Below are 11,589 nucleotides of genomic sequence, written 5' to 3'. Positions count from 1 at the left end.
AACAGCATATTGACTGGAAACCCTGTCAGCCTACTACATGTAGCGGTCACGGTCTCTTTCGAGAGCCAAGAGGGAAGCCGGTGTGAAGCCGGGGCTGCCCCCGCAACTGTAAGCGACGAGCTCTTGCCAACTGGGTCACTGGGAAACCGGGAAGGCCGGCAAAGTGCGCTGACCCGCGAGCCAGGAGACCTGCCGTGACCGGAAAAGAGACCTCGGGCGGGGTGTCCGGCGGGTAAAGTGGAGAAGGGCTGCCCCTCGTCTCCCGTTGCCTGCTGCACCCTCGATTATGGAAATCAGGAAAGCAGGCACACATGTCACTCTCGGCACAGTCAGAACGTCCGTCCATGGTGGGAAGCACGCCGGCCCCGGCTGCCGTCCAGACGTCGCGCAATGCTGAGCCGGGTTATCAGGTGATCCGCCGCAATGGCGCGGTGACGCCGTTCGACCCTTCCAAGATCGGCGTTGCGCTCACCAAGGCGTTTCTGGCGGTGGAAGGCGGCAATGCCGCGGCCTCGCGCCGGGTGCATGACATCGTGGCCGATCTCACCGCGCAGGTGGTGGCCAATCTCACCCGTCGTGTGGATACGGGCCGCACCTTCCATATCGAGGACATTCAGGACCAGGTGGAGCTCGCGCTCATGCGCTCCGAGCACCACAAGGTCGCCCGCGCCTATGTGCTCTATCGCGAGGACCGCGCCCGTGAGCGCGCCGCCGCACTGGCCCAGAAGGCGCAGGTTCAGGCCGTGCCCGAGTTGCAGATGCGTGAGGCCGATGGCACGCTTGTGCCGCTCGACCGTGCCCGCCTTGATACCGTGGTGCGCGAAGCCTGCGCCGGGCTCGATGGCGTCTCGCCCGATCCGGTCCTCACCGAGACGAAGCGCAATCTGTATGACGGCATCACCCGTGACGAGCTGGCGCTGGCGCCCATCCTCGCCGCCCGCACCCTGATCGAGACCGAGCCGAACTACGCCAAGGTTTCCGCCCGCCTGCTGACAGACAAGCTGCGCCGCGAGGCCCTCAGCTTCATTGCCGGCTATGCGGATGAGGCCACACAGGCGCAGATGGACACCCGCTATGGGGAATATTTCCCGGCCTATGTGCAGGCCGGCATCAAGGCCGAGCTGCTGGACCCGGAACTGGGCCGGTTCGATCTGGCCCGCATTTCCGCGGCCCTGAAGCCGGAGCGCGATCTCCAGTTTGACTATCTCGGTCTCCAGACCCTCTATGACCGCTATTTCCTGCATGTCTCGGGCACCCGGTTCGAGCTGCCGCAGGCTTTCTTCATGCGCGTCGCCATGGGCCTCGCCATTCGCGAGATCGACCGCGAGGCGCGGGCCATCGAGTTCTACAATCTGCTGTCGTCCTTCGACTTCATGGCCTCGACGCCGACCCTGTTCAATTCCGGCACGCTGCGCCCGCAGCTCTCCAGCTGCTTCCTCACCACCGTGGCGGATGATCTGGACGGCATCTTCAAGGCCGTGCGCGACAATGCCCTTCTGGCGAAATATTCCGGCGGCCTCGGCAATGACTGGACCCCGGTGCGTGGCCTTGGCGCGCACATCAAGGGCACCAATGGCCAGAGCCAGGGTGTCGTGCCCTTCCTGAAGGTTGCGAACGACACCGCCATCGCCGTCAACCAGGGCGGCAAGCGCAAGGGCGCGGTGTGCGCCTATCTCGAAACCTGGCATGTCGATATCGAGGAGTTCCTCGATCTGCGGAAGAATACCGGCGATGACCGCCGCCGCACCCATGACATGAACACCGCCAACTGGATCCCCGACCTGTTCATGCAGCGCGTGGAAGCCGGCGCCGACTGGACCCTGTTCTCACCCGACGAGGTGCCGGAGCTGCATGACCTCTATGGCAAGCCCTTCAAGGCAGCCTATGAGGCGGCGGAAGCCCGTGCGGCGCGGGGCGAGATCAAGGTGTATCGCACGGTGAAGGCGCTGGACCTGTGGCGGCGCATGCTGACCATGCTGTTCGAGACCGGCCATCCGTGGGTGACCTTCAAGGACCCGTGCAACCTGCGCTCGCCGCAGCAGCATGCCGGTGTGGTGCATTCCTCCAATCTGTGCACCGAGATCACCCTCAACACCAATGCCGATGAAGTGGCGGTGTGCAATCTCGGCTCGGTGAACCTGGCCGCCCATATCGGCCCCAATGGGCTGGATTTCGAGCGGCTGAAGCGCACGGTTGGCACCGCCATGCGGATGCTCGACAATGTCATCGACATCAATTTCTACACCATTCCCGAGGCGCGCCGCTCGAACCTGCGTCACCGTCCGGTGGGGCTGGGGCTGATGGGCCATCAGGATGCGCTGGAAAAGCTGCGCCTGCCGACGGCCAGCGAAGATGCGGTGGCGTTTGCCGATGTCTCGATGGAAGCCATCAGCTATTTCGCCATTTCCGCCTCGGTGGATCTGGCGGCCGAGCGCGGGCGCTATGCCTCGTTCGAGGGCTCGCTGTGGTCCAGGGGCATTTTGCCGATCGACAGCCTCGAACTGCTCTCCGATGCCCGTGACGGGGATGTGGAACTGGACCGCACCCAGCGCCTCGACTGGGAGAGCCTGCGCGCGCGGGTGACATCCATCGGCATGCGCAATTCCAATGTGCTGGCCATTGCTCCCACCGCCACCATCTCCAACATTGTCGGCGTGTCCCAGTCCATCGAGCCGGCCTACAGCCAGCTTTATGTGAAGGCCAACATGTCGGGCGACTTCACCGTGGTGAACGCCAATCTGGTGCATGACCTGAAGGCGCGCGGCCTGTGGGACGAGGTGATGATCTCCGATCTGAAATATTATGACGGCATGGTCAGCGCTATTGATCGTGTGCCGGAGGATCTCAAGGCGCTCTATGCCACCGCCTTCGAGATTGCGCCGGAATGGCTGATCCGCGCCGCCGCCCGCCGGCAGAAATGGATCGATCAGGCCCAGTCGCTCAATCTCTATATCGACCAGCCTTCCGGGCGGAAGCTGCATGAGGCCTATCTGTATGCGTGGCGGCAGGGGCTGAAGACCACCTATTATCTGCGCGCCCGCTCGGCCACCCATGTGGAGAAGTCCACGCTGAAGGGCACGGATGGCCGTCTCAATGCGGTCTCGGCCGCAGCTCCCATTCTGGTGGATGCGCCCATGGCTGCCCCGGCGGCCTGCTCCATCAATGATCCTGATTGTGAAGCCTGCCAGTAAGTGCAGGTGGAGAAGAACAATGATGCTCGACTGGTCTGACACGCCTGTGAAGGCAAACCCCGCCGTCCCGCCCGCGCCCGGCTCCGTCCCGGCGCAGGAGGCGGACTCCACGGGTCTGGGCGAGATTGATCGCTCCGGTGCCCGCGTCACCGTGGATGAGAAGCGCATGATCAATGCGCGCGCCGACGTGAACCAGCTCCTGCCCATGAAATACAAGTGGGCCTGGGAGAAGTATCTGGCCGGCTGTAACAATCACTGGATGCCGACGGAAGTCTCCATGCAGGCGGATATCGCCCTGTGGAAATCCCGCGACGGGCTGACAGAGGACGAGCGGCGCATGCTGAAGCGCAATCTCGGCTTCTTCGCCGCTTCCGAGAGCCTTGTGGCGAACAATATCGTGCTCGCCATCTACAAGCAGATCACCAATCCCGAATGCCGCCAGTATCTGCTGCGCCAGGCTTTCGAGGAGGCGATCCACACCCACACCTTCCAGTATATCGTGGAAAGCCTTGGCCTTGATGAGGGCGAGCTTTTCAACATGTATCGCGAGGTGCCCTCCATTACCGACAAGGCGGCGTGGGCTCTGAAATATACATCAGACCTTGCCGAGGGCACCTTCTCCACCGAGACGGAAGAGGGCGCGCGTTCCTTCCTGCGCGATCTCGTGGCCTTCTATGTCGTGTTCGAGGGCATGTGGTTCTATACCGGCTTTGCGCAGATCCTCTCGCTGGGCCGCCGCAACAAGATGGTGGGCATTGCCGAGCAGTATCAGTACATCCTGCGCGACGAGAGCATTCACCTGAATTTCGGCATCGACGTCATCAACCAGATCCGCCACGAGAACCCGCATCTGTGGACCGTCCCCTTCCAGGAGGAGGTGCGGCAGATGATCAAGGAGGCGGCCGAGCTGGAGGCCGCTTACGGGCGCGATACCATGCCGCGCGGTTTTCTGGGCCTGAATGCGGCGCTGTGCGAGCAGTATATGTATTTCATCGCCAATCGCCGCTGCGCGCAGATCGGCCTTGCCCCGGTCTTCCCGGATGTGGAAAACCCCTTCCCGTGGATGAGCGAGACGATGGACCTGAAGAAGGAAAAGAACTTCTTCGAGACGCGCGTCATCGAATACCAGAATGGCGGCGCGCTCGCCTGGGATTGAGTGTTGCGCGCCGGGCAGCCGGCGCCTGTGCCTGAAGAGGGTGCGGCAGCAAGGATTGCCGCACCCCTCATTCCCGCCTCATGTCGCGCCTGGCCTCAGCCCGCGCAGATGACGTGGAAGAAACTGCCGGAAACCTGACCTATCCTGTGGCCCGCAAGGCCCAGTTCGCGCCCCTCCGCATCGCTCACATGGGCGAAGGCATGTTCGGGGGCGGCATCGGTTTCCACCACGCTGGCATAATGGAACTCGTGGCCCACAAGGCGGCTCTGCGCCGGGCCCAGCGCGCAATCATGCACCAGATGCGCCACGCGATAACCCAGATGCAGCTTGCGCCGGGCATGGCTGGTGTTCACCGGCAGAAGCCCGGCCATGGGGTGCACCACGCCTTCCGCATCTTCCAGGGTGCGGCCCAGCACCATATAGCCCCCGCATTCTCCATGCACCGGGCGGGTGCGGGCAAAGCGGCGCAGGCCTTCCAGAAAATGCGTGGCGCCGGAAAGGGTGCCCGCATGCAGTTCCGGATATCCGCCCGGCAGCCAGCAGCTGTCGCAGCTGTCGTCAGGCGCTTCATTGGCGAGGGGTGAGAAGGGCACCATCTCGGCGCCCTGCTGCCGCCAGCCTTCCAGAATATGCGCATAGATGAAGGAGAAGGCGCGGTCCTGCGCCAGCGCGATCCGCTGGCCGGGCGGGGGCAGGGGCGAGGCGCTGCCGGCCGTCAGATGGTCGGGCAGGAGGCCGGTCAGTTCATCTGCGGGCCTTGTGAAGGCCATCCGGCGCAGGGCCTCGATGTCCACGCTCTCGGCGCAGCAGTCGGCCAGCCTGTCCAGCCGGGCGTCCAGATGATCGGTCTCATGGGCCTGCACCAGCCCCAGATGACGCTCCGGCAGAAGCAGCGCGCCATCACGCCGCACCACACCCAGAACCGGCAGGCCGATGACCTTCAGCCCTTCCTCCACCAGCCTCTGGTGGCGGTCGCTGGCCACATTGTTGAGAATGACGCCGACAACGGTGATGCGCGGATCATAGCTGGCGCAGCCCAGCGCCACGGCGGCGGCAGATTGCGCCGCGCCCGCCACATCCACCACCAGCACCACCGGCCAGCCGAAAATCGCCGCCACATCGGCGGAGGCTCCGGTGCGCCCCGCATCCGCCCGCACCCCATCGAACAGCCCCATGGAGCCTTCAGCAATGATGATGTCCGCTCCGGCCGCCGCACCCTCCACCAGCCCCGCCATCATCTGGGGCGGCATGGCGAAACTGTCCAGATTGATGGAGGCGCGCCCCGTGGCGGCGGCGTGGAAGGCGGTGTCGATATAATCCGGCCCGCATTTCACGCCCTGCACGGCAAGGCCCCAGCGCCGCAAGGCGCGCTGAAGCCCCAGCGTGACCGTGCTTTTGCCGGAGCCGGAGCGCGGGGCCGCTATCAGCAGGCCGGGGGGTAGGGAGGGGGTGTTGGCGCTGGGATTCATCTGTCCATTCTTTCAGGCGCGGATGCTGAAATTGAGGCTCGGCGCAAGGCATTCAGCCCGGTGGCGGGGTGGCGGCCTTCTCAAGACCCGCCAGAATGCGCGGACGCAAGGCCGCGATGGCGCCAATGGCCACCACGCTGGGCGAGCGGATCGCGCCTTCCGCCGCGCGGGTGGGCAATTGCGCCAGCGTGGTTTCCACCACATCCTCGGCCGCGGTGGAGACAGCATGAATGGCGAGCGCCGGAGTGTGCGGGGAAAGACCGCCGGCGAGCAGCCCGGCGACAATCTCCGGCATCCGCGCCACGGCCATATAGAGCACAAGCGGTGCACCGGCCTGTGCCAGCGCCCTGAAATCCAGCTCCTGCCCTTCCGCCCCGTGGCCGGTGGCCAGAATGACGGCGTGGTTGGTGTCCCGGCTGGTGGCGGGCACGCCATGCATGGCCAGCCCGGCCAGACCACTGGAGACACCGGGCATGATGCGGAAGGCGATGCCCGCCCGCGTCAGCGCCTCGGCCTCCTCAAAGCCCCGGCCGAAGATGAACGGGTCACCCCCTTTCAGCCGCAGCACCTTCCGGCCTTCTCCGGCCAGGGTGATGAGGCGGTGGGTAATGTCATCCTGCGTGGCCGAGGGCCTGCCGCCGCGCTTGCCGGCAAATTCCAGTATCGCGCCGGAATGGGCCAAAGCGAGAATGCGCGCATCCACCAGCGCGTCATGCACGATGACATCGGCGCTGTTCAGGCCATGCAGCACATGCAGGGTCAGCAGGCCCGGATCGCCGGGGCCCGCGCCGGCCAGCCAGACCGTGCCGGCCGTGAACTCCGGGAAAAGATGGGCGGGAAGTGGGGCGCCTGAAGGGCCATGGCATGTGTCGGACATGGAGGATATGTGCGTCATGAGCGGGGGGGTGCCCCGGATGCGGCCGTTTGCGCACCTGCCGGAGAGGGCTGGTAGCCGGGGCGGAAGCGGCGGTCATAATCGGTGGAATAGAGCGCGCTTTCCCGCGCCTTCACCTCGCCCAGCGCGGGGCCGACAAAGATGAGGGCGGAGCGTTCCACCCCGCCATTTTCTGCCACCGCGGCCACAAGATCGCACAAGGGCGCGCGGATCAGCCTTTCCTCCGGCCAGGAGGCGCGGAACACGACCGCGGCCGGGCACTGCGCCCCATAGAGAGGGGTCAGCTCGGCAACCACCTGTTCCAGCACATGGATGGACAGATGTATGGCCAGCGTTGCCCCGGTTGCCCCGAAGGCGGCGAGGGTTTCGCGCTCCGGCATGGCGCTGGCCCGGCCGGATGTGCGGGTGAGGATGAGCGATTGCGCCAGTTCCGGCACGGTCAGCTCCTGTCCGAGCGCTGCTGCCGCACCGGCAAAGGCCGGCACGCCGGGGGTGATGCTGTAGGGAATGGCGAGGGCATCGAGCCGCCGCATCTGCTCGCCCGCCGCACTCCAGATGGAGATGTCGCCGGAATGCAGGCGCGCCACCTCGGTCCCCGCCGCATGGGCGCGCTGCATATGGGCAATGATGGTATCCAGATCGAGCGGCGCGGTATCGATGATTTCCGCATCCTGCGGGCACCAGCGCAGCATTTCCGGGGCGACGAGGGAGCCGGCGAACAGGCACATGCCGCAACGGGAAATGAGATCGCGTCCGCGCACGGTGACGAGATCTGCCGCGCCCGGCCCCGCGCCGATGAAATGAATGCTCATTTCCGGTCCTCCACCTGTTCCCCGATGCGTGCCACCACCGCCAGCGCACATGTGGCCGAACAGCGCTCGGTGCGGGCGCGCATGCGCGGCAGAAGCAGGCGGGCCTGCGCGCCATGGGCCAGACGCGAGGCCACCAGCAGGGCCGCCGCCTCCGCCACGGAGCCGGTGCCGAAGCGCTTCAGGATGCGGCTGGAGCGGGTGATGACATGGGCATCCACGGTTGGCAGCTCTGCCTCTTCCACCGTGTAGAGCGGCACATCCAGATGGGTGGCCAGCGCGGTACAGGCCGGAAGGTCCGCATGGGCGGAAAGGGTGGCGATGCCGGTAATGGAGCCGGGCTTGATGGCGGCCGCCGCCAGCACCTCGCCCAACAGCTCCTGAAGGATTTCCGGCGTCACCGTCCGTGTCATGCCAAAGCCGGCGATGACATGGGCATCCACCTGTATTTCAGACTTCGTCATGGCTCACCTTCACATGTCTGTTGGTCTGTTTCACCACACACCACTGGGTGACAGGCATGGCCGGGCGCCAGCCATGCAGGGTGCCGAGCGGTTCGAGCCGGCTGATGGAAAAGCGCCTGAGCGTACCGCCATGGCTGGCCAGCAGGCTGGCAAGGCGCGCCTCGCTTTCCAGCGCCACCGCATTGGCCACCAGCCGTCCCCCTTCGCGCAAGGCCGCCCATGCGGCCTCGAACACACCGGGGCAGGTGAGCCCTCCGCCGATGAAAACCGCATCGGGCACGGGCAGGTCGTCCAGAATGTGCGGGGCGCGGCCCTGAATGATCCTGAGCCCCTCCGCGCCGAAATCCAGACGGTTCAGGGCCATGCGGCTGGCGCGTTCCGCATGCGCCTCCACGGCCATGGCGCGGTTGGCAGGGTGGCGCAGGCACCACTCGATGGAAACGGAGCCGGACCCCGCGCCGATATCCCACAGCAGTTCGCCCGGTTTGGGCGCGAGGGCGGAAAGGGTCAGGGCGCGGATCTCCGCTTTGGTGATCTGCCCGTCATGGGCAAACCAGGCTTCATCCAGCCCGCAGGTGAGGGGCAGAATGCGGGCCTGCGCCGTGGCGACAATCTCGAGCGCGATGATGTTGAGCGGATCGATATCCGTCAGTGCAAGGTCTTGCGCCTGCGCGCCGCGGATCTTCTCCCGCGGGCCGCCCAATGCTTCCAGAACCGTGATGCGGGAGGGGCCGAAGCCGCGGTCCGTGAGCAGGGCCGCAAGCTTGCCGGGCGTCGTCCCATCCCAGGAGAGGGCGAATATGCGCGCGCGGGGCACGAGAGCGGGGATGATGCGCTCCAGCATGCGTCCATGCAGGCTGATGCACACACTTTCCTGCAAGGCCCATCCCATCCTTGCCGCCGCGAGTGAAAAGGCCGAGGGATGCGGCAGGCAGGTCATCTCCTCCACCGCCATATGGCGTGTCAGCACGCTGCCCACTCCATGATGGAAGGGATCGCCGCTCGCCAGCACGCAGACAGGATGCCCCCGCCGTGCCAGAATCGCGGGAATGGCCTCCTCCAACGGGCTGGGCCAGGCCAGCGCCGTGCCGGAAAAGGGAGCTGCAAGGGCGAGATGCCGGCGGCCCCCCACCACCAGCCCGGCCTCTTCGAGCGCGCGCAGGGCCGTGGCGGAAAGGCCGGCGCGCCCATCTTCGCCCATGCCCACAAGCGTGAGCCAGGGGCGGGCCGGCTGGACGCTCGACATCTCATCCGGCATGGGGGAAAACCTGTCCATGAGCGTACTCATTCTGGGTGGAACCCGCGAAGCTGCAACACTTGCCCGCGCCTGTGCCAATGCCGGGGTGAGGGATTGCCTTGTCTCCCTCGCCGGGCGCACCGCCGCGCCGCAGGCCCTGCCCCTGCCGGTGCGCATCGGCGGTTTCGGTGGGGTGGAGGGGCTGGTGCGCTTCATCCGTGCGGAGGGGGTGACAGGGCTGGTGGATGCCACGCACCCCTTCGCCGCACGCATCTCCGCCCATGCCGTGCAGGCGGTCGCGCAGACCGGTATTCCCGCCCTCGCCCTGCATCGTCAGGGATGGGTGAAGCAGGCCGGGGACATCTGGCTGGAGGTGGCGGATCTGGCCGCGGCTGTCACGGCATTGGGCATCCGGCCGCGCCGGGTGTTCCTCACCATTGGCCGGCAGGGCCTGCCGGCTTTCGCCGCCGCGCCGCAGCACCATTATCTGGTGCGCACCATCGAGCCGGTGGGGGATGCGCTGGCCGTGCCCCATCTGGCGGAACTCAATGCCCGCGGCCCCTTCGACGCACGGGCGGAAGCGGAGCTGATGGCCCGCGCACAGGTGGATGTTCTTGTCACCAAGCATTCGGGCGGCGCCTCCACCTATGGCAAGGTCGAGGCCGCGCGCATGCTGGGCCTGCCGGTGGTGATGATCGCCCGCCCCGCGACGGGACACATGCCGGCGACCCAGAGCGTGGACGAGGCGCTGGCCTTCGTGGCGGCCCATGGCGGCATGTGAAAGCGGGGAGGCCGGGCGGCACATCATGCGGGCTGTGTCTCCAGCCCCTTGTGGAAGCGCGGTGTATAGAGATAGGCCCCGCCATCTGCCTTCGGGATCATCCGCGTGGTGCTGGCCCCGATGAGCACAAGGGTGGACATGTCCGCCATCGCCCCGCGCACATCGCCAAGAGGCACGATCCGCAAGCTTTCCTCCGCTCGCCCGACAGCCCGCGCCAGAAGCACCGGCGTATCCGGCGCGCGATGGGTGCGGGCAATGGCGAAGGCGTCATCGAGCTGGTGCGGGCGGGCTTTCGAGACGGGGTTGTAAAGCGCAATCGCGAAATCCGCGCCCAGCGCTGCATCCAACCTTTTTGCCACCAGTGCCCAGGGCTTGAGATTGTCGGAAAGCGAAATGGCGCAGAAGTCACCCCCAAGTGGCGCACCCGCCCTTGCCGCTGCCGCCAGCATGGCGGTGATGCCCGGCTCCACCGCAACCGGGAGGGCGCGCCAGTGGTCCGGTCCGGTGTCCATCGCCTCGAAAACGGCGGCCGCCATGGCGAACACGCCGGGATCTCCTCCCGAAACCACCGCCACCCTTGCGCCCGCCGCCGCCAGCTCCAGCGCATGGCGGGAGCGGTCCAGCTCCACCCGGTTGTCGCTGGCATGGCGCTTCAGCCCGGGGCGCTCCGGCACGCGCTCCACATAGGGGAAATAGCCGATCAGGTCCGTGGCGGCATCCAGCGCCGCCCGGGCGGCAGGGGTGAGATAGCGGGCATCGCCCGGGCCGAGGCCGATGATGGTGAGGCAGCCGCCCGGCTGCAGGGCCATGCGGGATGTGCTCATGGCCGCCGCCCCTCGCCGGGGACGATGATCATGGAGAAATAGGGCGCCTCATCCGAGACCTTGTCCTGAAGGGGCATCAGTTTTTCCCCGGCCATGCTCACCCGCTCGGCATAGATGGCGCGCTTCTCCAGCCCGGCCTGTCGCAGGGCGCGGCGCACCTTGGGTAGATGGCGGCCCATCTTCATGATGACGGCGGCATCCGTCAGCTTCAGGCGCTCTGCCAGCACATCCTCCGGCAGGGTGGCGGGCAATATGGTGAGAATGTCATCGCCCCATGTGATGGGGGCATTGGCATGGGTCCATGCGGCGGACATGCCGGAGACGGCAGGCACCACTTCCGTGGGAAAACGCGGAGCGAGGCGGCGCCACAGATGCATGAAGGAACCATAGAAGAAGGGGTCTCCCTCGCACAGCACGCCGATGCGACGGCCCTTTGCCATCTCCCCGGCCAGTCGCGCAGCCGCGTCTTCATAGAAGGCGGCAAGGCGGGCGCGATATTCCGGGTCGGTCGGGGGCAGTTCGGTGGTGAGCGGATAGGGCAGGGCCAGCTCCCGCTCCGGCCGGGGCGGGAGAATGGCATCCACGATGCGCCGGGCATTGCCGCGCTCGCCCGCCTTGCAGAAATGGACCAGCAGATCGGCCTCATCCAGCAGGCGGCGGGCTTTCAGGGTCATGTAGTCCGGGTTTCCCGGGCCAAGACCGATGCCATAGAGCAAGGTGGGGGCGTCTGTATGGGCCGGGCGGATTGCAGGCTGTTCCATGC

Annotated in this window: 10 protein-coding genes and 1 riboswitch; of the genes, 3 read left to right on the top strand and 7 right to left on the bottom strand. The window is 66.3% G+C overall.

What is annotated here, in order from left to right:
• Nucleotides 1-32 precede the first annotated feature (32 nt).
• Nucleotides 33-211: riboswitch (cobalamin riboswitch) on the top strand.
• Between the two features lie 100 nt (nt 212-311).
• Nucleotides 312-3,191, top strand: coding sequence for a ribonucleoside-diphosphate reductase subunit alpha (locus ACT6QG_RS03695; protein WP_444976256.1), 2,880 nt, complete (start codon nt 312-314; stop codon nt 3,189-3,191).
• Between the two features lie 22 nt (nt 3,192-3,213).
• On the top strand, nt 3,214-4,347 hold the full coding sequence (locus ACT6QG_RS03690; RefSeq protein WP_444976381.1) for a ribonucleotide-diphosphate reductase subunit beta: 1,134 nt from the start codon (nt 3,214-3,216) through the stop codon (nt 4,345-4,347).
• A 95-nt stretch (nt 4,348-4,442) separates the two neighbouring features.
• On the opposite strand, the gene ACT6QG_RS03685 is transcribed toward ACT6QG_RS03690, so the two are convergent.
• From ACT6QG_RS03685 to cbiE, 5 genes are read right to left on the bottom strand one after another with little or no spacing between them, the layout of a single operon-like run.
• Complete coding sequence (locus tag ACT6QG_RS03685; protein ID WP_444976255.1) at nt 4,443-5,816, bottom strand: cobyrinic acid a,c-diamide synthase CobB; 1,374 nt, start codon at nt 5,814-5,816, stop codon at nt 4,443-4,445.
• Between the two features lie 52 nt (nt 5,817-5,868).
• Nucleotides 5,869-6,693, bottom strand: a complete 825-nt coding sequence (gene cobA / locus ACT6QG_RS03680) for a uroporphyrinogen-III C-methyltransferase (RefSeq protein ID WP_444976254.1) — start codon at nt 6,691-6,693, stop codon at nt 5,869-5,871.
• 14 nt (nt 6,694-6,707) lie between these two features.
• A complete protein-coding gene (gene cobM, locus ACT6QG_RS03675; protein ID WP_444976253.1) occupies nt 6,708-7,523 on the bottom strand; it encodes a precorrin-4 C(11)-methyltransferase in 816 nt (271 codons plus the stop codon).
• Nucleotides 7,520-7,984: a cobalamin biosynthesis protein gene (locus ACT6QG_RS03670; RefSeq protein WP_444976252.1), complete on the bottom strand. Its 465-nt coding sequence runs from the start codon at nt 7,982-7,984 to the stop codon at nt 7,520-7,522. Before ACT6QG_RS03670 ends, cobM begins: the two co-directional genes overlap by 4 nt.
• Nucleotides 7,971-9,260: a precorrin-6y C5,15-methyltransferase (decarboxylating) subunit CbiE gene (gene cbiE / locus ACT6QG_RS03665; protein ID WP_444976251.1), complete on the bottom strand. Its 1,290-nt coding sequence runs from the start codon at nt 9,258-9,260 to the stop codon at nt 7,971-7,973. Before cbiE ends, ACT6QG_RS03670 begins: the two co-directional genes overlap by 14 nt.
• On the opposite strand from cbiE, the gene ACT6QG_RS03660 reads away from it, so the two are divergent.
• Entirely contained in the window at nt 9,259-10,002 is a 744-nt protein-coding gene (locus ACT6QG_RS03660) for a cobalt-precorrin-6A reductase (protein WP_444976250.1), read from the top strand. The two genes, cbiE and ACT6QG_RS03660, sit on opposite strands and share 2 nt — an antisense overlap.
• A gap of 23 nt (nt 10,003-10,025) precedes the next feature.
• Here ACT6QG_RS03660 and cobJ read toward each other — a convergent pair whose 3' ends face one another.
• Together cobJ and ACT6QG_RS03650 are read right to left on the bottom strand one after the other, a co-directional pair.
• Nucleotides 10,026-10,826, bottom strand: a complete 801-nt coding sequence (gene cobJ / locus ACT6QG_RS03655; RefSeq protein ID WP_444976249.1) for a precorrin-3B C(17)-methyltransferase — start codon at nt 10,824-10,826, stop codon at nt 10,026-10,028.
• A complete protein-coding gene (locus tag ACT6QG_RS03650) occupies nt 10,823-11,587 on the bottom strand; it encodes a precorrin-2 C(20)-methyltransferase (protein WP_444976248.1) in 765 nt (254 codons plus the stop codon). The genes cobJ and ACT6QG_RS03650 overlap by 4 nt, the downstream gene beginning before the upstream one ends.
• Nucleotides 11,588-11,589 lie beyond the last annotated feature (2 nt).

The organism is Haloleucobacter ellipsoideus (genome assembly GCF_052491725.1).
Note: the sequence above shows the minus strand (reverse complement) of the source record. Positions and strands in the feature narration are given on the sequence as shown.